Origin of the sequence: Microbacterium rhizomatis (assembly GCF_008710745.1) — a bacterium.
GTDB lineage: Bacteria > Actinomycetota > Actinomycetes > Actinomycetales > Microbacteriaceae > Microbacterium > Microbacterium rhizomatis.
Genome location: NZ_VYSA01000001.1, coordinates 1729431 through 1749048 on the forward strand (window position 1 = coordinate 1729431; position 19618 = coordinate 1749048).

Annotated in this window: 16 protein-coding genes; 8 read left to right on the forward strand and 8 right to left on the reverse strand. The window is 69.4% G+C overall.

What is annotated here, in order from left to right; translation table 11 throughout:
* Positions 1-33: 33 nt before the first annotated feature.
* Positions 34-876, reverse strand: coding sequence for a pyrroline-5-carboxylate reductase (gene proC / locus F6B43_RS08030; protein WP_150448270.1), 843 nt, complete (start codon positions 874-876; stop codon positions 34-36).
* Between the two features lie 123 nt (positions 877-999).
* Between proC and F6B43_RS08035 the strand changes: the two genes are divergently transcribed.
* The 3 genes from F6B43_RS08035 to F6B43_RS08045 all read left to right on the forward strand — a co-directional run bounded on the left by F6B43_RS08035 (position 1000) and on the right by F6B43_RS08045 (position 4138).
* Entirely contained in the window at positions 1000-2112 is a 1113-nt protein-coding gene (locus tag F6B43_RS08035) for an alpha/beta fold hydrolase (RefSeq protein WP_150448271.1), read from the forward strand.
* 90 nt (positions 2113-2202) lie between these two features.
* Positions 2203-3168 (forward strand): cation diffusion facilitator family transporter, encoded by a 966-nt coding sequence (locus F6B43_RS08040; RefSeq protein ID WP_150448272.1) that lies wholly within the window; start codon positions 2203-2205, stop codon positions 3166-3168.
* Positions 3169-3208: 40 nt separating this feature from the next.
* On the forward strand, positions 3209-4138 hold the full coding sequence (locus F6B43_RS08045; protein WP_150448273.1) for an LLM class F420-dependent oxidoreductase: 930 nt from the start codon (positions 3209-3211) through the stop codon (positions 4136-4138).
* Positions 4139-4150: 12 nt separating this feature from the next.
* Here the strand turns inward: F6B43_RS08045 and F6B43_RS08050 are convergent, their stop codons facing one another.
* Positions 4151-4618 carry a nucleoside deaminase gene (locus tag F6B43_RS08050; protein WP_343030082.1) on the reverse strand — a complete coding sequence of 156 codons (468 nt, stop codon included), beginning with the start codon at positions 4616-4618 and terminating at the stop codon, positions 4151-4153.
* 46 nt (positions 4619-4664) lie between these two features.
* Here F6B43_RS08050 and upp point away from each other — a divergent pair, with 46 nt between their 5' ends.
* A complete protein-coding gene (gene upp, locus F6B43_RS08055) occupies positions 4665-5297 on the forward strand; it encodes a uracil phosphoribosyltransferase (RefSeq protein ID WP_150448274.1) in 633 nt (210 codons plus the stop codon).
* A gap of 262 nt (positions 5298-5559) precedes the next feature.
* Here upp and F6B43_RS08060 read toward each other — a convergent pair whose 3' ends face one another.
* Complete coding sequence (locus F6B43_RS08060; protein WP_150448275.1) at positions 5560-5883, reverse strand: DUF3467 domain-containing protein; 324 nt, start codon at positions 5881-5883, stop codon at positions 5560-5562.
* Positions 5884-5909: 26 nt separating this feature from the next.
* Positions 5910-9506 carry a TM0106 family RecB-like putative nuclease gene (locus F6B43_RS08065; RefSeq protein ID WP_150448276.1) on the reverse strand — a complete coding sequence of 1199 codons (3597 nt, stop codon included), beginning with the start codon at positions 9504-9506 and terminating at the stop codon, positions 5910-5912.
* Between the two features lie 74 nt (positions 9507-9580).
* On the opposite strand from F6B43_RS08065, the gene F6B43_RS08070 reads away from it, so the two are divergent.
* A complete protein-coding gene (locus F6B43_RS08070; RefSeq protein WP_150448277.1) occupies positions 9581-11635 on the forward strand; it encodes an NAD(+) synthase in 2055 nt (684 codons plus the stop codon).
* Positions 11636-11769: 134 nt separating this feature from the next.
* On the opposite strand, the gene F6B43_RS08075 is transcribed toward F6B43_RS08070, so the two are convergent.
* From F6B43_RS08075 to F6B43_RS08085, 3 genes are all read right to left on the reverse strand, one after another.
* Positions 11770-12348 (reverse strand): hypothetical protein, encoded by a 579-nt coding sequence (locus tag F6B43_RS08075; protein ID WP_211368059.1) that lies wholly within the window; start codon positions 12346-12348, stop codon positions 11770-11772.
* An 83-nt stretch (positions 12349-12431) separates the two neighbouring features.
* Positions 12432-12995 (reverse strand): hypothetical protein, encoded by a 564-nt coding sequence (locus tag F6B43_RS08080; RefSeq protein WP_150448279.1) that lies wholly within the window; start codon positions 12993-12995, stop codon positions 12432-12434.
* Positions 12996-13078: 83 nt separating this feature from the next.
* Complete coding sequence (locus F6B43_RS08085; RefSeq protein ID WP_150448280.1) at positions 13079-14146, reverse strand: DUF4474 domain-containing protein; 1068 nt, start codon at positions 14144-14146, stop codon at positions 13079-13081.
* Positions 14147-14275: 129 nt separating this feature from the next.
* On the opposite strand from F6B43_RS08085, the gene F6B43_RS08090 reads away from it, so the two are divergent.
* The 3 genes from F6B43_RS08090 (at position 14276) to F6B43_RS08100 (ending at position 18039) form a co-directional block, all read left to right on the forward strand.
* Positions 14276-15736, forward strand: coding sequence for a phytoene desaturase family protein (locus F6B43_RS08090; protein WP_150448513.1), 1461 nt, complete (start codon positions 14276-14278; stop codon positions 15734-15736).
* Between the two features lie 454 nt (positions 15737-16190).
* The gene (locus F6B43_RS08095) at positions 16191-17096 is read left to right on the forward strand and encodes an LCP family protein (RefSeq protein ID WP_246159849.1); all 906 of its coding nucleotides are present in this window, start codon (positions 16191-16193) and stop codon (positions 17094-17096) included.
* Between the two features lie 385 nt (positions 17097-17481).
* On the forward strand, positions 17482-18039 hold the full coding sequence (locus F6B43_RS08100) for a phosphorylase family protein (RefSeq protein WP_150448281.1): 558 nt from the start codon (positions 17482-17484) through the stop codon (positions 18037-18039).
* Positions 18040-18076: 37 nt separating this feature from the next.
* Here the strand turns inward: F6B43_RS08100 and F6B43_RS08105 are convergent, their stop codons facing one another.
* Positions 18077-19597: an MFS transporter gene (locus tag F6B43_RS08105; RefSeq protein WP_150448282.1), complete on the reverse strand. Its 1521-nt coding sequence runs from the start codon at positions 19595-19597 to the stop codon at positions 18077-18079.
* Positions 19598-19618 lie beyond the last annotated feature (21 nt).

Consider the following 19618-nt stretch of genomic DNA (forward strand, 5'->3'; position numbering starts at 1 on the left):
TCGGGCGCGGAGTCGCCCGCACAGGCAGCAGCGTCAGCCGGCGGCGAGCTCGCGCGCGCGGGCGAGCGCAGCATCCGTCGCCGACTCGAAGACGACGTCGAGCCGGGCGCTGTGCAGCACCGCGATCGCCCGCTCCGTCGTGCCCTTCGGGCTCGTGACCCTGCGTCGCAGCTCGGCGGGATCCTCTCCGGAAGCCTCGAGCAGCGCCGCCGCCCCGATGAAGGTCTGCTCGACCATGAGCCGCGCCTGCGCCTCGTCGAAGCCCTTGCCCCTCGCGGCCTTCGTGAGCTCCTCGATGAGGAGGAAGACGTAGGCGGGGCCGGAGCCGGAGATCGTCGACAACGCGTCGATCTGCGACTCGGGCACCTCGATGACCACCCCCACCGTCTCGAACAGCGACCGGACGACCGCGACGTCCGCCGGGGTGACGCCGTGCCCCGCCGCGAGGCCGGTCACGGCCTTGCCGACGACCGCGGGAGTGTTCGGCATCGAGCGCAGCACCGGGATCCGCTCGCCGAGGATCGCCTGGTACGTCGCGATCGTCACGCCCGCCGCGAGGCTGACCACGATCGTGCCCGGTCGCAGGACGGGGGCGACCTCACGCAGAAGGTCGGGGACCATGGCCGGTTTCACACCGATGAGCACGACGTCGGCGGTGGCTGCAGCATCCGTATTGCCGTCCTGCTGCGTCTCCAGGGCGACGCTCGTGACGCCCTCGAGTCCTGCAAGGGCTTCGGCCTTCTGTGCGGAGCGGTTGGTGACGGTCACCCCGCCCACCGCGAGACCGGAGCCGACGAGTCCGTGCAGGATCGCTCCACCCATCGACCCGGCGCCGAGGATCGCGATCGGGGGGAGGGAGACACCGTTGCTCGTCATGCGCGCCATCCTACGGCGGTCGCGCGGACCGACGGGTGTTCGCCTCGGCGCTCGCGCCCTGCGGTCTATAGTCGGAATCGCGGGGCGTGGTGGCCCCGAGACGATCGACGGAGGAACCCTTCCATGACTCTTTTCGACGGCATCACGGCACGCGCGGTCGAGACCCCGCGATTGACCGTCGGCATCCTCGAGCGCGAGGGCGACGACCCGGCCACTCCGCCCGACCGGACCCTCGTGCTGATCCACGGCAACGTCTCGTCATCGCTGTTCTGGCAGGAGCTGATGCTGGACCTCCCCTCCGACCTGCGGGTGATCGCGATCGACCTCCGCGGGTTCGGCTCCACCGAACACGCCCCGATCGACGCCACTCGAGGCCTCCGGGACTTCAGCGACGACGTCCACGCCACGCTCGAGGCGCTCGGCATTCCGACGGCGCACCTGATGGGTTGGTCGATGGGGGGCGGTGTCGTGCTGCAGTACGCGCTCGAGCATCCCGCACTCAGTCTCACGCTGCAGGCGCCGGTCTCGCCCTACGGGTTCGGCGGCACCCGTCGCGACGGAACACGACTCACCGACGACGACGCAGGAGTCGGCGGCGGCGGTGCGAACCCCGATTTCGTACAGCGTCTGATCGACGGCGACGCCTCGGATGATGCGCAGACCTCGCCCCGCAATGTCTTCCGCTCCGGGTACGTCTCGTCGGGATATACGACGGAGCACGAAGACGTCTGGGTCGAATCGATGCTGACGACCTCGACCGCCACGGGCAACTATCCGGGCGACGGCGCGGCGAGCCCCAACTGGCCCGGCTTCGCCGCGGGAACCATCGGTGTGCTCAACACGATGGCGCCGAAGTACTTCGACGCGTCGGGCATCGTCGACCTCGCCGAGAAGCCTCCGATCCTCTGGGTGCACGGCACGGCTGACGCGATCGTGTCGGACGCGTCGTTCTACGACCTCAATCACCTCGGGCAGCTCGGGATCATCCCGGGCTGGCCCGGCGAAGAGGTCGCACCGGCGCAGCCCATGGTGACGCAGACGCGCGACGTACTCGAGGCGTACGCCGCCGCCGGGGGCGCGGTCTCCGAGCTGAGCCTCGAGGGCGTCGGCCACGCGCCGCACCTGGAGCGCCCTGCGGAGGTGCGGCAGGCGCTGCTGCAGGTGATCGGCTACGTGGGCATGGCGGCCGACCCCGCCCCGCCTACCGAGGCGATCATCATCCCTTCCTCGGACTAGCCCCTCACCTCTCTCCTCTTTCCTCACCGCTCCTTCCTCACCGCTCCTTCCGTGCGGGCGGGAGGGCGCGGGGTCCGTAGACTCATCGCCATGAGTGCATCGGGCGGCAACAGGGCGATCATCGCGGCCTTCCTCGCGAACATGGGTATCGCGCTCGCGAAGTTCATCGCGTGGTTCCTGTCCGGCTCGGCGTCGATGCTCGCGGAGGCCATCCACTCGGTCGCCGACTCGGGAAACCAGCTGCTGCTCCTGTTCGGCGGGCGCCAATCGCGCAGAGCCGCCGACAAAGAGCATCCGTTCGGTCACGGCCGCGAACGCTACGTCTATGCATTCGTCGTCTCGATCATCCTGTTCTCGGTCGGCGGCGTGTTCTCGATCTACGAGGGCGTCGACAAGCTCATCCACCCGCACGCGCTCGAGAACATCTGGATCCCGATCGGGGTGCTGGTGATCGCGATCGGTCTCGAGAGCTTCTCGCTGCGCACGGCCATCAAAGAGAGCAACCACATCCGCGGGAAGAGCCAGTCGTGGGTGTCGTTCGTACGCCACGCGAAGGCGCCCGAACTTCCGGTCGTCCTCCTCGAGGATGTCGCGGCCCTGATCGGCCTCACCTTCGCCCTCTTCGGCGTGGGGCTGACCGCGATCACCGGCGACGCGGTGTGGGACGCCGTCGGCACGCTCGCGATCGGCACGCTGCTGATCCTCGTCGCGATCACGCTCGGCATCGAGACGAAGAGCCTCCTCGTCGGAGAAGGAGCGACGGATGCCGATCACGGCCGCATCGTCGGTGCCATCGAGAACGGACCCGAGGTCGAGAAGCTCATCCACGTCAAGACGCTCTACCTCGGCCCGGACGAGCTCCTCGTCGCCGCCAAGCTCGGCTTCGCCGCCGAGAAGAGCTTCGCCGACGTGGCCGCAGAGATCGACACCGTCGAGACGCGCATCCGCACCGCGGTGCCAGCCGCCACCGTCATCTACCTCGAACCCGACATCTACCGTCGCCCTGCCGAGCCCGGACCCCCGACCGAGACCGTCGTGATCGCCTCGTCCGACTGACGAGAACGCCCCACCTCGCCGGGCCTGGCAGGCTGGAGCCATGGAGTACTGCACCTTCACTGAGCCTCAGCAGGGGTTCACGTACGACGAACTGCTCGCCTTCGCCCTGGCGACCGAGCGTGCCGGATTCGACGGATACTTCCGGTCCGATCACTACATGCGCATGGGCGACGGCGATCCGCTCCCCGGTCCGACCGACGCCTGGACGACGCTCGCCGGCCTCGCGCGAGAGACCACGCGGATCCGCCTCGGCACCCTGGTCTCATCGGCGACGCACCGCTTGCCCGCCGTGCTGGCCATCCAGGTCGCCCAGGTCGATGCGATGTCGGGCGGCCGGATCGAGCTGGGGCTCGGGACGGGGTGGTTCGAAGCCGAGCACCGGGCCTACGGCATCCCGTTCCCCTCGCGCCGCTTCGACATCTTCGAAGAGCAGCTCGCCATCGTGACAGGGCTGTGGGCGACGCCCGTGGGCGAGACGTTCGACTTCGCGGGTGAGCACTATTCGCTCGCGGGCGCTCCGGCGCTGCCCAAACCGGTGCAGGAGCGCGTGCCGCTGATCATCGGCGGCGCGGGCGCGAAGCGCACGCCTGCCCTCGCCGCTCGCTTCGCGACCGAATACAACATCGGGTTCTGCCCCGAGAGCGAGATCTCCGCCGCGTTCAAGCGGGTGCGCATCGCGTGCGAGCGGGCCGATCGCGACCCGGCGACCCTCAAGCTGTCGGTCGCGCTCCCGACGATCGCCGCGCCCGACGAGGCCTCGCTGCGCCGGCGAGCGGAAGCGACGGGGAAGAGCCTCGAACAGTTCCGCGACGGGACGAACATCTGCGGCGACGCCGATGAGGTCATCGAGAAGGTCGAGCGGCTGATCGCGCTCGGCGCCGAGCGGGTCTACTTCCAGACGGTGGATGCGCGCGACCTCGACCAGACGGCCTACCTGGGCGGCGAAGTCCTCCCCCGGCTGCCGCACTGACCGCGGGAGACGTCAGCGCCGGGCTGCGAAGAAGGTACGCAGGAGGGCGGATGCCTCGTGCTCGCGCACCCCGCCGACCACCTCCGCGCGGGTGGGGAGGCGGCGGTCGCGGACGACGTCGTAAACCGATCCGACCGCGCCGGCCTTGTCGTCCCAGGCCCCGAACACGATCCTGGAGACGTGCGCCTGCAGGGCCGCGCCCGCGCACATCAGGCACGGCTCGAGGGTGACGACCAGCGTGCAGCCCTCGAGGTTCCAGGAGCCGACGCTCGCCGCAGCCGCCCGCAGCGCGACGACCTCCGCATGCGCCGTGGGGTCGTGGGTGAGTTCGCGAGCGTTGCGCCCCGTGCCGATCACCGTGCCCGCAGCATCCGTCACCACGGCGCCGACCGGGATCTCGCCCTCGCGCGCCGCGGCAGCCGCCAGCGACAGGGCGTGCGCCATCGCGCCATCGTCCTGCGCGGTCACCGGCAATCCCACGGAGCCAGCGTAGGGCGCGCCGCGGCACGTGCCCTAACCTGAGCGTATGCGTGTGCACGTGGCCGACCACCCCCTCATCACCCACAAGCTGACCGTGCTGCGCGACGAGCGCACCTCGTCGCCGGTCTTCCGGCAGCTCACCGAGGAGCTCGTGACGCTGCTCGCCTACGAGGCCACCCGCAATGTCGCGGTCGAGCAGGTCGAGATCCGCACGCCGGTGACGACCACGATCGGGGTGCGCATCAGCGAGCCGCGCCCGCTGGTGGTGCCGATCCTGCGGGCCGGGCTCGGAATGCTCGAGGGCATGGTGAAACTCCTCCCGAGCGCGGAGGTCGGATTCCTCGGCATGGCGCGCAATGAAGAGACCCTCGAGCCGACCACGTACGCGGAGCGGCTCCCGGAGGACCTGAGCGACCGCCAGTGCTTCGTCCTGGATCCGATGCTGGCGACCGGCGGATCGCTCGGCGCGGCGATGGAGTTCCTCTTCCGCCGCGGAGCCCGCGACATCACTGCGATCTGCATCCTCGCCGCGCCCGAGGGCGTCGCAGCGATCGAGAAGCAGGTCGAGGGCCGCGATGTCACGCTCGTGCTGGGCGCACTCGACGAGCGGCTCAACGAGAAGGGCTACATCGTGCCCGGCCTCGGAGACGCCGGCGACCGGCTGTACGGCACGGTTTGACCCCGCGCCGCGCGCGGTCGTCGGAAGATCGGGCTTTCGTCGGAGGATTCCGCCCCGAATCGCCCGACTTCGACACGATTCTCCGACGTCGCCCGACACAGACGTAAGGAGAGGGGCCGCGGCATCCATCCCTCGCCGAACGGATGCCGCGGCGTGCGCCGAAGCGCGAGATCAGCGTACGTGGGCGGCCTGAATCGGCCTCGGGGCTTGACATCCACGGCTTGACTGTCTACACGGCGTCGAGCGTTCGGGTCGCGAGTCGTCAGACCCCGGGGTCGATGAGAGGGGTCGTCGGCGAACGACGACCGGTCTCCTGCTCCCAGAACTCCAGCTGCTGGGTGAGGGCCTTCGCGAGTTCGAAGACCTGCTCGGGAGGGATGCGGATGCGGCTGACCACCCGGGCGGGAACGACCGTGCGGTGCTCGCCCGTCTCGGAATCGATCTCTTCGCGCGGCGGCTGAGCGAGCGTGACGAAGTCCATGACGAACACGGTCGGCGTGTGCCACACATTCGCGAAGTCGGCGTAGGCCCCGCCGATCAGCTCCGGCGGAAGGTCGATCTCGAACTGCCTGGCATCGTCGGCCATGGCGGCCTCCCCTCGTCGGCGCCAGTCTATGCGGCGCCCGTGAGCACCGTGCTCTCGCGCCTGCTCCGCGCCTGCGGCGCCGAGACGAGACGGGCGAACCCGCTGAGCCGTGCCACGCCCTCTGGGGTACGCGGCAGGTCGTCGAGCAGCCCCGGCGAGTACACGAGGTACGCAGCGTGCTTGGCTCGCGAGATCGCGACGTTGAGCCGATTGCGCAGCAGCAGGAACTCCAAGCCGCGCGGAGCATCGCGCCCGGCGGATGCTGCGAGGGTGACGATCGCCACCACCGCCTCCTGCCCCTGGAAGCGATCGACCGTGCCGACGGGAACGCGATGCAGCCCCGCACGGGCCAGTGCTTCTTCGACCACGACCTGCTGCGCGTTGTAGGGGGTGACGACGATGATGTCGGCCTCGTCGAGAGGGCGCGGAGGCACGACGCGTGCGCCGGCATCGGTGGTCACGGCATCCGTCCACCGTCGCCCGAGCAGTTCGCGGACGATCCGCACCACCTGGTCGGCCTCTTCGGGCGACTGGGTCGCGTTGCCGTGGTGGCGCACCGCGACCGTGCGAAGACCCGGTTTGATGCCCTCGAGCGTGCGCAGCTCGGTCGACGGGTGCGACGCGAGCTCACCCGCGTACGACAGGCGCGAGACCGGCTCGGCCACGCGGGGGTGCATGCGCCACGTGCGCGCCAGGAAGTAGCCCATCTCGCGGGGAATGACGTCGGCACCGTCCATGGCCCACCCGAGCGCCGATGTGTCGACCGGTTCGGGGTGGGTGCCCTGGCTGACCTGAGGGAGCTGCTGCGGGTCGCCGAGCAGCAGCAGGCGCGACGATGCGAGCGAGACGGCGATCGTGGAGGCGAGCGAGAACTGCCCCGCCTCGTCGATCACGAGCAGGTCGAGCGAGCCGCGCGGCACGCGCCCCTCATGGCTGAAGTCCCAAGCGGTCCCGCCGACGACGAACCCGACGGCGGAGTTCTCCTGCGTGAATGCCGCCAGACCGTTCTTCGGGAGCGGCGTGAACGGAAGGTCGGTCGCCGCGGCGTCTTTCGGCGCCTTCCCCACCTGGGCCGCCGGCACGCCCGCCTCGACGACCCGGGCGAGCATGTTCTCGACGACGGCATGCGACTGCGCCACGACGCCGACCTTGAATCCGCGCTCGGCGACGAGTCGGGCGATCACATGCGAGCCGACGTATGTCTTGCCCGTGCCGGGTGGGCCCTGCACCGCGAGGTAGCTGCGGTCGAGGTCGAGGAGGCTGCGCACGATCGCATCGACCTCGCCTCCGGGAGCTGCAGAGGCGAGGGCGCCCGAGAACGTGCGGGGCGGATGCCGGAGCAGGATGTCGGTCGCGGGATCGGCCGGAAGCACCGGAGCCGCGGCGGCCACCGCGTCCGCCCAGGCATCGATCGCCTTCTGCTGGTTGCCCGCCGAGGGCGGTGAGGGCGGCGTGATCGCGATCGGGAGCTCGGCCCAGGTCACGTCCTGCACCGCGAACTCCTCGACGATCGCCCCGTCGTCGAGGAGCTCGATGACCTTGGCGCGATGGTCCGCGTGGATCCACCGTGGCGACGGGGTGAACGGGAACGGTGCCGGCAGGTCGTAGATGAGAGAGGGTTCGGAGCCCACCGTCAGCCGGGTACCGGGCGCGAACTCGCCGCGGAGTTCGATGCGACGCCGGTCGGTGCGCTGGCCCTCTTCGCGGTGCCAGTCCTCGACGACCCGGCAGAGCGCGGCGTTGAGCACGACGACGTCACGGGAGTCTTCCCACACCGACACCGGTTCGCGCAGGCGCAGGAAGTGCGTGGCCCAGAACGTCTTGGCCTCACGCGGGTAGTAGTCGATCGCCGCCGCGCCCAGCCGGAGAGCGCGATCCTCGGCGGAGTCGGCGGGATGCTGGGCCGCGAGGCGATTCAGCTCCACGGACCGGGGAGAGGGCTCGTACGAGTTCTCACCCGGTTCCGAATCCGGCGACGGACGCAGCCCGGCCTCGCGGGCCCGGGCGACGAGCCAGTTGCGCAGACGTCGCGTCGAGACGCAGTCGTAGCGGTTGTAGTCGGCCAGATCGTCGAGGATCTCCTGCGCCTCGGTCGTCCGCCCGTCGTCGCCGAGCGCACGCGCCTCGACGTAGCGGACGATCGAGTCGTCGCCCTTCTGCACGTCACTCGTGCGCACCTCGGCGCCCATGTACAGAGGTTCGAGCTTCTTGATCGAGTACGAGCGCGACCCGACGCGCAGCGCGCGGCGCACGATCGGGTAGAGGTCCACGAAGACGCCGTCGCGCAACAGCCGATCGACGTCGCCCTCGCGGACGCCGTGCCGCGCGGCCATGGCCAGCAGATGCGCGGTCTCGTACGGCGCGTAGTGGTAGATGTGCATTCCCGGATGCTGCTGCCGCAAGAGATTCACGGTGTCGAGGAACGTCTCGAGCGCGATGCGCTCGTCGGCGAAGGAGTGCGCCCACAGCGCGCTGTACTGCTCGCGCACGTCGACCCAGCCGAAGAGGTAGTCGATGCCCCACGACGTCGCATCGCCCTCGGTGTAGAGCGGGTCGCCCTCGAAGTCGAAGAAGATGTCGCCCGCGTCGGGCAGCGGGAGCGCCCCCAGAGCGGTCGGCGCGACGACCTCGTACGTCGGGACTGGCGGCGCGCCCGCGGGCGCGGCAGACTCGGCCTCCGCGGCGAGCGGCGACACCGGCGGCGGGATCAGGGGCGGGATGCCTGCCGGGCTCTCGCGCTGCAGCCGCGCCTGTGTTCGGAGCATCGCGAAGACGTCCGGGTTCATGCCGGGCGCGGGCTCGACCGCGTCGGCGAGGTCGTCGAGCGTGAAGATGCCCGCGGTGCGCAGCCGCTCGCGCTGGACGGGCCGCATGCCCGCGACGAGCAGGAGATCACGGGATGCCACGACCTCCCCGTCGCACGTCGCGCAGCGCCCGCACGCGATCACGCCGAGGTCTCCGCGCTCGTCGCCCCATGGGATCGCGTCGCCCCCGGGACCGAGATCGAGCCTGCGGTCCGCGACGAGGGCGCGGAGCCGCTCGCGCCGAAGCTCGAACACCGGAAGCAGGTCGTCGGCGGCGTGCGCGCTCACGGTTCCGTCACCGAGAAGCAGTTCGACGCGCTCGGACCGCGGCACGCCGAGACGATCGAGCTGATCGGCATATGCCGCGAGCTGCATGAGCGCCGTCACGCGCGCGTGGCGGGCGAGCTTGCTGTCCTGCACGATCCACCGCCCCTCTTCGTCACGGGTGAGGAAGTCGGCGAAACCGACGAAGTCGGGGGTCGCGAACGTCGCCTGGTAGATCACATCGGCGTCGGACTCGAGCGCGGCGATCGTCAGGGCGACGGCGTCGGCGAGAGCCGCAGCATCCGAAGACCGGGCCTCGGGAATCTCGACGACCCCCTCGCCGAACCTCTCGCGGTACGCCGCGAGCACGCGATGTTCGTGGGCGATCCCGAGGGTGCCCGCGCGTGCGAGCGTGAGGTCTTCCGGCTCGTCCACCGGTGCGACCCGACCGAGCCGCGCGTCGATCGCGCGCAGCCAGGCGAACTCGCACTCTGCGGCGGCCTTGAGGTCGCTCGCACTCCAGACGATGCGCCCTTCGTCCTCGATGTATCGCATGGATCCCTTCCGTCTCGACGACGATAGCCGCCGCGCCCGACATCGGGTTCGAGTGGTGGTGCCAGACTGGGGGCATGAGCCTCAGCTTCGAAAGCGCGTACCGCCACGGGTTCGCGCGGATCGCGGCATGCACGATCCCCGTCGCGATCGCCGACCCCGCGCGCAACGGCGAGGCCGTGCTGGCCGCCGCGCGGGAGTGCGATGCGGATGCCGTCTCGGTCGCCGTCTTCCCCGAGCTGTGCCTCACCGGCTACGCGATCGACGATCTCGTCCTGCAGGATGCCGTGCTCGACGCCGTCGAGGCGGCGATCATGCGGCTGGTCGAGGCATCCGAGGAGCTGTTCCCGATGCTCGTCATCGGCGCGCCGCTTCGCCACCGCAACCGCCTCTACAACAGTGCCGTCGTGATCCACCGCGGAGAGCTGCTGGGCGTCGTCCCCAAGTCGTACCTTCCGACGTACCGCGAGTTCTACGAGCGCCGCTGGTACGCCTCGGGCGATGACCAGCGCGGCGGTGACATCCGAGTCGGAGAACTCGAAGCGCCGTTCGGCACCGACCTGCTGTTCGAGGCCCTCGACGTGCCCGGCTTGGTCGTGCATGCCGAAGTGTGCGAGGACGTCTGGGTGCCGATCCCCCCGTCCTCACCCGCGGCGCTGGCCGGCGCGACCGTGCTGCTGAACCTGTCGGGCAGCCCGATCACGATCGGCCGCGCCGAAGACCGCAAAGACCTGTGCCAGTCGCAGTCGCTGCGCTGTCTCGCCGCCTACGCCTACGCGGCGGCCGGCACAGGCGAGTCGACCAACGATCTGTCGTGGGACGGCCAGACCATGATCTACGAGGGCGGGCTGCTGCTCGCCGAGACGGAGAGGTTTCCGGACGGCCCTCGGCGCAGCGTCGCGGACGTCGACCTGGATCGCCTCCGCCAGGACCGCCTCCGCCAGGGCACGTTCGACGACAACCGCCGCACGCACGATCCGCATTTCCGCACCGTGCACTTCCGGCTCGATCCGCCCACCGGCGACATCGGCCTGCGACGCGCGCTCGACCGCTTCCCCTACGTGCCCGATGACCCGGCGCGGCTCGCGCAGGACTGCTACGAAGCGTTCAGCATCCAGGTCTCGGGCCTCGTCCAGCGTCTGCGCGCGATCGGCGACCCGCGGCCCGTGATCGGAGTGAGCGGCGGACTCGACTCCACGCACGCGCTGCTCGTGATCGCGCGGGCGATGGATCGCATGGGACGGCCGCGCAGCGACATCCTCGCCTACACGATGCCCGGCTTCGCCACCTCCGAGCACACGAAATCCAACGCGATCGCCCTCGCCGAGGCGATGGGTGCCTCGATCGAGACGATCGACATCCGGCCCGCGGCATCCGAGATGCTCACCCGCATCGGCCACCCCTTCGCCGACGGCGAGCCCGTCCACGACGTCACGTTCGAGAACGTCCAGGCCGGGATGCGCACCGACTACCTCTTCCGCCTGGCGAATCAGAACAACGGGATCGTGGTCGGTACCTCCGACCTCTCCGAGCTCGCGCTCGGCTGGGCGACCTACGGCGTGGGCGACCAGATGAGCCACTACGCCGTGAACGCCGGCGTGCCGAAGACGCTGATCCAGCATCTGATCCGCTGGGTGATCGCGGAAGGGCAAGGCGTGGATGCCGCAGCCGCCGCCGTGCTGCAGTCCGTGCTCGACACAGAGATCAGCCCCGAACTCGTCCCGGCGGGGCAGGACGGCAAGATGCAGTCCACCGAAGACCGGATCGGGCCCTACGCCCTGCACGACTTCGCCCTGTTCCACGTCGTGCGCTACGGACTTCGGCCGTCGAAGGTCGCGTTCCTCGCGTCGCACGCGTGGCGAGACGCGGATGCCGGCGCCTGGCCGCCCGGCTTCCCCGCGGAGGATCGCTACGCGTACGACCTGCCGACGATCGCGAAATGGCTCGAGGTGTTCCTCCGCCGCTTCTTCGCGTTCGCGCAGTTCAAACGCTCCGCGATCCCGAACGGGCCCAAGGTCTCGGCAGCCGGATCGCTGTCACCGCGCGGCGACTGGCGTGCGCCGTCGGATGGCAACGCCGAGGTGTGGCTCGCCGAGCTGCGCTCGGCACTCCCCGAGTCGTTCGAGGCCTGATCCGGGCCCGGGGTACGGGTACCGGCGAACATCTCGAAGGATGATCGAGCCGGATTTGCCCCTACGGCGCGCCGCTGGCCCACATCTGGCCCTGGCATCCTTCGAAATGTCCGAGTAAGGGCGAGCTCCCGGGATCAGTGCGGAAAGGCGCCGTAGGCGATCGTGATGATCCATGCGTCGCGTGACATGTCGGCGATCTCGTAGTACACCCTGCGATCGGGCACCCACCCGCGGTGTCGGGCGGGATCGAGCCGCACGTAGTCGGCCTTGACACGCACCCCGCGGCCGTCCGCCTCGCGCACGGCCTGCACCTTGGTCCAGTGCGCGAGCAGGGCATTCGTGTCCGACCCTTCGAGCAGATGCGAGTGACGCGTCATCTCGTGCAGGGTCGCATCGTCGGGATGCATGTCGCGGATGTCGAGGCCGACCGGGATCGACGGATCGGAGATCGCGACCACCGTGGCAGTCCGGAAGCTCGCTGTGCTGATCAGGATCGGCAGCTCCTCCGTCCCCTCCATCGCGATCAGGTGGGTGTGGTGCCCGAACTGATTCGGTGCCTCGCGCTCGACGAGAACGGTCTTCTCGTCGACGCCGCGCTGATCCGCGACGAGTTCTCTCGCGAGCATCCGCCGCCGATCATGGACGGTGAGCTTGGGGTCCCACCCCAGGCGGGCGGTGATGCCTTGCGGCGCATCCAGCAGTACGGATTCCATCGTCAACTCCTGTCCGCGGCCCGCGCCGCAGGTCCATCCTGCCCCTCCGGACGAGGAACGGCACCCGGCTCGCGGAGAGCATTTCAGGCGGGCGGGCGGTCGCGGTGCAGGCCGACCCGATCGGGGATGTCGAAGGGAAGGCCGGGCAGCCACGACGCCGGTTCGGGCCACGGCCGCGAAGAGGGCAGCGCCGTCAGGAGGGTGCGCAACGCCGCGTCGTGCGGCCGCACCGGGGCGTGGGCGGGCAGCACCCGGCGAGGAGCGCGATGCCCGAGCGCGCCGCACCACCAGTGGCGCCAGGTCGACTGCGCCTGATCCGGATCGAGGACGATGTAGTAGTCGGGCATGATCGCATCGCCCGACTCGAACTGGGCGAGCGTCGTCTCGACCTCCAGCTCGAGAGTCCCGAGCGTCGCGCGCTCTTCGTACAGTTCGACCCACGCGGCCGCGACATGCTCCAGCGGGTCGGCGTCGTGGACGATCCACGGTGCGCCGGCTGCCGCGATCCGGTGCGCGGCCACCGCAGGATCGGTACCGCGCAGAGAGAGGGTCTCGATGCCCGGGATGCCGTCGAGCGTCGCCATCGCGTCGCCCGACGCCGCTCCGACCACCGCGACGACAGTGCCTGTGCTCGATATGTGCGCCATGCTCCAGCGTAGATCCCCCGCTGTTGCGTGCGGATGACGCGCGCCGGTCGATCGGGTTTCACCGGCCGGCATGTGCCGAAGGACTACCGCCAGTCGTAGTCGATCGCGCCGGTGCGCACGTCGACGCGCACATCCAGGCCCTCGCGCCGCATCTCGCTGACCATCGCATCGCGCAGGCCCGGGTCGTCGACGTACAGGGTTCCCCTCTGCCCGAGGTCGTCCTTGTCGATGCCCGGGGTCGTCCGGATCGCCGCGTTCCAGTACTGGTCGCCGCCGATGGTGTCGTGCCCGTCGCTGGTGAAGTAGGTCTCGCCCGTGTTGACGTCGTAGATCTGCTGGACCATATGGATCCGCTCGTCCTGATCGGCGGCCGGATAGAAGCCTGGGATGGCCTGACCCGGCGACTCCCAGACGTCCTTGTCGGGGTCGCGCACATACAGCCCGATCTCGCCGCCGAACGCCGCGCCTGCCCCGTAATTGCCCTTCCAGAGTTCGAGCCGGTACTCCTGGCCGCCGTACTCGAACTGCGTCACGCTGTCGTCCAGGTCCATCCCTCCGGCGAAGCCGAGCTTGTCGAACGCGTCCATGAATCCGAGGTGGCTCTGGATCGAGGTCTGGTTGGTGGTGTAGAAATCCTGGCCCTTGACGTACTCGAACCCGAACCCGGCCGAAATCGCGGCCTCGACGAGCGGCACGCGCATCGCGAGGTCGGCGAGGTTGCCGACCGCGTTCTGCAGGCCTGGCACGAGCCCGGTGAGGGTGCGTGGCAGCGGCGCCAGCTGACTGAAGATGTCGCCGCCACCGGTCGCGTGCGACGAGGTACCGCCGTATCCGCGGCTCGCGCCGACCTGGCCGGCTGCGAAGCCGGCGGGGAGCCCCCCTCCGTCCCGTTCGGACGCATTCTGCTGCTGTTCGGCCTGGCGCAGGAGGAGCGAACCGATCGACCGCAGGCTGTCGGCGGTGCGGCGCAGGGCCGCGCGATGGGGTCCGTTCCAATCCGACCGGAACGACGACGCGTCGGGGCCCTGCCACGGCGAGCGCGCGAGTTCGCCGCTCAGCTGGGTCTCGGCCGCGGCGAGCGCGTCGGCCGCTTTCGCGAACGTCGACCCCAGCGACCGCGTCGCCTCGATGTCCATTCCTGCGAACGACATGCGCTCCCCCGTCCGATCGTTTTCCACCTTATGGGCGGCGATCTGGCCAGGCCATGGGGCGGATTCCCCATGCGCTCCCCTTTCTGCGGAGCGCGGGGCGGCGAGCCCGCGGGTGACAGACTGGGCGACATGGCGAGGATGGCGACGATCGTCGGCAGCGGACCGAACGGCCTGACCGCAGCGGTCGCCCTCGCGCGGGCCGGCTACGACGTCAGGGTGCTCGAAGCGGCTGACGGTATCGGCGGCGCGGTCCGCACGGCTGAGCTCACCCTCCCAGGGTTCCGCCATGACATCGGATCGGCCGTGCATCCGGCTGCCCTCACGTCGCGCTTCTTCCAGGCGTTCGGGCTGCGGGAGAGGCTCGAGTGGATAGTGCCGGACGTGTCGTACGCGCACCCGCTCGACGACGGCCGTGCGGGTATCGCCTGGCGCGATCTCGCACGCACCGCCGACGCCCTGGGGCGCGATGCGCGCGCGTGGCGCGCCGTGGTCCGGCCCCTGAGCACCCACATGACCGGTCTGGTCGATTTCACCGGTTCTCAGCTGCTGCGGATGCCGCGGCATCCGGTAACTGCGACGCGCTTCGCGCTGCGGATGCTCGAGCTCGGGACCAGACTCGGCCACCGGACGTTCACGACCCCCGAGGCGGATGCGCTGCTGACCGGCGTCTTCGCGCATGGCAACACCGCGCTGCCGTCGCTCGCGGCCGCCGCCTCCGGCCTGTTCCTCGCCGCCCACGCGCACACGGCCACCGGGTGGGCGTATCCGCGAGGGGGAGCGCAAGCGATCGCCGACGCCCTCACCGCCGATCTGCGCGCGCACGGCGGTGTGGTCGAGACGGGCGTCGAGGTCGTCTCCCTCGCCGGACTCGACTACGGCGACCCGGACGCAGGGGACCTTCTCCTGCTCGACACCTCCCCTCGCCTTCTGCTGACGCACCCCGGAATTCCGGCACGGTATGCGCGCAGCATCCGCGCGTATCGCTACGGATCCGCAGCCGCGAAGGTCGACTTCGCGCTCGACGGACCGATCCCGTGGGCGAATGCCGACGTCGCGCGCGCGCCGACCGTGCACCTCGGCGGTACGCGCGCGGAGATCGAGGCGGCCGAGACCGCGGTCGCGAGCGGCCGCGTGCCCGATCGACCGTATGTGCTGGCAGCTCAGCCATCGGTGCTCGACGACACCAGGGCGCCTGCGGGGAAGGCCGTGCTGTGGGCGTACATGCACGTACCTGCGGGCTCGACGCTCGACCCGACCGAGCACGTCACGCGGCAGGTGGAGCGGTTCGCGCCCGGCTTCCGCGACCTCATCCTCGCCAGTACCGCGATGACGGCGGCCGAGCGTGCGCGGTTCAATCCGGCATCCATCGGCGGCGACATCTTCGGCGGGGCATTCTCGGTCGTGCAGTCGATCCGGCGCCCCGTGGTCTCGCCGGTGCCGTGGCGCACGCCTCTCCGCGGCGTCTATCTCGCCTCGGCGTCGACGCCACCGGGGCCCGGAGTGACGGGGATGCCGGGATGGTACGCCGCCCGTCAGGCCCTCGCCGACAACGCCGGGGTCGGGATCGAGCTCGAGGACCTGTTCGGCTGAGCCCAGCCGGCGGGCGCGTCAGGCACTGGCCGCGGGTCGTCTGTCGTCGCGCCGGTCACACCACCGGGAGACCGGCTCGATTGAGCCCCGTCGCGAGTTATCCACAGGGCGGTCCGTACGCGCCCACCCGGAGGCGACGGCGGACTAGCGTGTTGCACGACGGTCCTCTGGCCGAGGTGCGAGTGGCTGTGCCGGCCTCACGCTGGACTCGGAATTCGGTCCCGCGACATACAACGCACTGCTGAACGCGCAGAGAGTCGAGGGTATCGGCGTCGACGGTGTGTACGGCTCTCAAAGCCGCTCGTACCTGAGATGGCCGAGCAGGACGACTTCTGGAAACTGCGCTCACGGCTACACCTTTGGACTGTGAGCATCTGCAGATCCCGTTCACGCCCGGCCGCCTCAGGCAAAGCGTCGCCCCCCTCACATCGATTGACATGAAGAGCACTCACAGATGAAGTTGACGCGCCCCGTCCGCCGGCCACTCGCCCGCCACGGCCAGCTACCGAGTCCGGGTCCTGGACGGCAACTGCTCAAGCTCTTGGCGGTATCGGCGGCGGTTCTCGTCGTCTCGACGCTCGGCGTCGCAGGCTACGCAGCATACGATCTCACGGCGAGCTTCGCCCGCAATGAGATCGCCTTCGTAGGCGAGAAGCCACTACCGCCCGACATCGGAGCGATCGAGGGGGGCGTCGACGTCCTTCTGATCGGTTCGGACGAATGCGAGAAGGATTGGGACTACCTCTTCGGGGATCGATGCTCGGATCCCGACGTCGGCGGGGCCCGCAACGACGTCACGATTCTTGCGCACATCTCGAATGGTCCCCGGCGAATCACCGTTATCTCGTTCCCGCGAGACCTGATGATTCCAATCCCTCCCTGCACGAACGACCGCACGGGTGAGAATATCTCCGCCATGAGCAAGCAGATGCTCAATTCGACCTTGCAGGACGGCGGCGTTTCTTGCGTCGTGAAGACCGTGGAAGCGCTCAGTGGCGAGTCCATCGACATGGCCGCGAAGATCACTTGGGGCGGCGTCATCAACATCACAGACGCCATCGGCGGAATCGACGTCTGCGTTGAGAACGGGATCAACGATCCGCAAGCGGGACTTCACCTCCCCGCAGGCGTAACCAACATACGAGGGGCGCAAGCGCTCGCGTTTCTGCGCACGCGTCACGGCGTCGGCGACGGAGGCGATCTGGCACGGATCTCGAACCAGCAGCAGTATTTCGCGCGACTTGCCCGAAAGATCGCCAGCCCCGAAGTCCTCTCGGACATGCCTACGCTGTACAGACTCGCGAAGACCGCCTGGATAACATCAGCCCGAGTCAGAACCTTGCCAATCCCTCGACGCTGATCCAGATCGCGCTCGCCGCGAAGAACGTTCCGTTCGATCAGGTCGTCTTCGTTCAATATCCGACCCTCCCCGACGCTGACGACCCGAACCGTGTCGTACCGAACGAGGGCGCCGCTGATGAACTCTGGAGGGCACTCGCCGAGAATAAGGCACTCGAACTGAGCGGCGAGCCGAGCCCAGGCGACGGTGTCGACGTCGTTTCTCCTCGCGGGGAGCCCCCTGTCGACGCTTCCGCGTCGGCTGCGCCGACCGATGCATCCGGTGGCGTGCCGATCGTGTTACCCCCGTCGATCACGGGCACGACCGCTGGACAACAGACCTGCTCCAACGGGAACGGCTGACCGGCCTTTTCGGCTGAGCCCGGCCGGCGGGAGACAATGGGCGGGTGAAACTTCTTGTCGCAGCCCTCGACGCCGAACTCGTCGCCTTCCCCTCCGAGATCGACGGCTTCGAAAGGCTCGTGACGGGTCCGGGGAAGCTTCAGGCGACCTATGCGCTCACGCGGGCGCTGGATGCGCGGACCTACGACGAGATCGTGGTCGTCGGCACCGCGGGCGCGATCGACGCGCGGCTCGAGGCATCCGTCTACGACGTCGATGCAGCCGTCCAGCACGATGTCACCGATATCGACGGGGTCGTCGGCCAGCATGTGTCACTGCCGATGCGGGTCGAACTCGACCGCGACGGCGTCACGATCGCGACGGGCGACCACTTCGTCGACGACGCGGAGGCGGTGGAGAAGATCCTGCCGCTGGGCGCGAAGCTGGTCGACATGGAGACCTATGCGTACGCGTGGGTCGCGCAGCAGTTCGGCGTCCCGATCCGCGTGCTCAAGTCGGTGTCGGACCGCGCGCAGGATGACGCCATCACCGACTGGCGGGCAACCGTCGCCGCATGCAGCGCCGACCTGTGGGCGCGCATCCGCGCCGACTACGGGGTCTGATCGCCGAACCCGCCTGCGCGGGCGCCTCCTCAGGCCGTCAGGTCCGCGCCCGAGCCTGCGCGCGCGGCGCGCTGCGGCGCCGTGCCGACAGGTCCACCACCGCGACCACGAACGCGATCGACACGAACAGCGCCACGGCGATCATGCCGAAACCGTACGCGTCGTGGAAGACGACGGAATCCGAGCTGCTGCCGGGATCTTCGCGGTAGATCGTCGAATAGAAGAGCGCGAGCGCGACGGCGGTGCCCACGGCCGTGCCGATCCGCTGGCCGAGCTGGCCGACTGATCCGGCGAGCCCGCCCTGCTTGACCGGGATGTCGGCGAGCGTCAGCGTCTGGTTGGGCGCGATCACGAGGCCCCCACCGATCCCGCCGATCACCATTACAGCCGCCATGACGTACGCGGTGATCGCATCCGGTGCATACAGCGCCGCGATGGTCAGGCCCGCGACACACAGGAGGACGAGCGCGAGGCCCCATACGACGATCGGCCGCCCGAATCGGCTCACGAGGTTGCCGCCGTACCACGATGAGATGGCGCTCGAAAGGGCGAACCCGATCGTGACCATGCCGGCGAACACCGGGGGGATTCCGAGCCCGCTCTGCAAGTACAGCGTCGTGAGCAGAAACATCGAGGGGAGGGCGGTGAAGTACGCAGACTGGATGATGGTTCCGTTGCGATACGACGAGACCCGGAAGAGCGAGAACGGGATCAACGGATTGCGACCGGATGCCGTGTACCGCCGCTCCCACGCCACGAAGGCTCCCGCGAACAGCACGAACACGACCAGCAGCCACCAGCGCTGCGGGTTGTCGTCGGGCGACCCGGTGGTGAACAGGAACGGCCACATGAGAGCGAGCACGGTCACGGCGAACAGACCCACGCCGACCGGGTCGAGCTCGAGGGGTTTACGCGATCGCGTGCGTGTGGTCGGAAGCACCCAGATGGCCAGCGCGATCGCGATGAGCCCGAGGGGCAGATTCATCCAGAATATCCAGCGCCATCCGTCGGTCGGGCCGCCCAGAGCGATCACGAGGCCGCCGAGTGTGGGGCCGAATGCGGTCGCGACGCCGATCGTCGCGCCGAACAGCCCGAACGCGCGACCGCGTTCCTTGCCCTGGAAGAGCTGCTGGATCAGCCCGAGCACCTGCGGCATCTGGATGCCGGCGGCCACACCCTGCACGAGGCGGGCGATCAGCAGAACGGTCGTGGTCGGCGCGATCGCGCACACGAGGCTCGCGAGAGTGAAGAGCGAGAGGCCGACGATGAACAGCGTGCGGCGCGAGCGCTGGTCACCGAGGCGACCCATCGGCACGAGGAACAGCCCGAAGGTGAGCACGTAGCCCGAGACGATCAGCTGCAGCTCGGTCGACTGGGCACCGAGGGCGGCCTCGATCGATGGCAGTGCGACGTTCACCTTCGACAGGTCGAGGATCGTGATCGCCGCGACCGTGACGCAGACCCAGAACGCCCGCCACCGCCGGGCCGGACTCAGCTCGATCGTCAGGGTCTGAGGCTGCGCTGCGGATCTGGCGGTGGACTGCTTCGCATCGGACATCGGATCCAGGCTACTCGCGCG

What these genes read in the sequence shown, in the direction of transcription:
- proC (WP_150448270.1), bottom strand. Translation starts at nt 876, where the DNA reads ATGACGAGCAACGGTGTCTCCCTCCCCCCGATCGCGATCCTCGGCGCC.
- F6B43_RS08035 (WP_150448271.1), top strand. Translation starts at nt 1,000, where the DNA reads ATGACTCTTTTCGACGGCATCACGGCACGCGCGGTCGAGACCCCGCGA.
- F6B43_RS08040 (WP_150448272.1), top strand. Translation starts at nt 2,203, where the DNA reads ATGAGTGCATCGGGCGGCAACAGGGCGATCATCGCGGCCTTCCTCGCG.
- F6B43_RS08045 (WP_150448273.1), top strand. Translation starts at nt 3,209, where the DNA reads ATGGAGTACTGCACCTTCACTGAGCCTCAGCAGGGGTTCACGTACGAC.
- upp (WP_150448274.1), top strand. Translation starts at nt 4,665, where the DNA reads ATGCGTGTGCACGTGGCCGACCACCCCCTCATCACCCACAAGCTGACC.
- F6B43_RS08060 (WP_150448275.1), bottom strand. Translation starts at nt 5,883, where the DNA reads ATGGCCGACGATGCCAGGCAGTTCGAGATCGACCTTCCGCCGGAGCTG.
- F6B43_RS08065 (WP_150448276.1), bottom strand. Translation starts at nt 9,506, where the DNA reads ATGCGATACATCGAGGACGAAGGGCGCATCGTCTGGAGTGCGAGCGAC.
- F6B43_RS08070 (WP_150448277.1), top strand. Translation starts at nt 9,581, where the DNA reads ATGAGCCTCAGCTTCGAAAGCGCGTACCGCCACGGGTTCGCGCGGATC.
- F6B43_RS08075 (WP_211368059.1), bottom strand. Translation starts at nt 12,348, where the DNA reads ATGGAATCCGTACTGCTGGATGCGCCGCAAGGCATCACCGCCCGCCTG.
- F6B43_RS08080 (WP_150448279.1), bottom strand. Translation starts at nt 12,995, where the DNA reads ATGGCGCACATATCGAGCACAGGCACTGTCGTCGCGGTGGTCGGAGCG.
- F6B43_RS08085 (WP_150448280.1), bottom strand. Translation starts at nt 14,146, where the DNA reads ATGTCGTTCGCAGGAATGGACATCGAGGCGACGCGGTCGCTGGGGTCG.
- F6B43_RS08090 (WP_150448513.1), top strand. Translation starts at nt 14,276, where the DNA reads ATGGCGAGGATGGCGACGATCGTCGGCAGCGGACCGAACGGCCTGACC.
- F6B43_RS08095 (WP_246159849.1), top strand. Translation starts at nt 16,191, where the DNA reads ATGAAGTTGACGCGCCCCGTCCGCCGGCCACTCGCCCGCCACGGCCAG.
- F6B43_RS08105 (WP_150448282.1), bottom strand. Translation starts at nt 19,597, where the DNA reads ATGTCCGATGCGAAGCAGTCCACCGCCAGATCCGCAGCGCAGCCTCAG.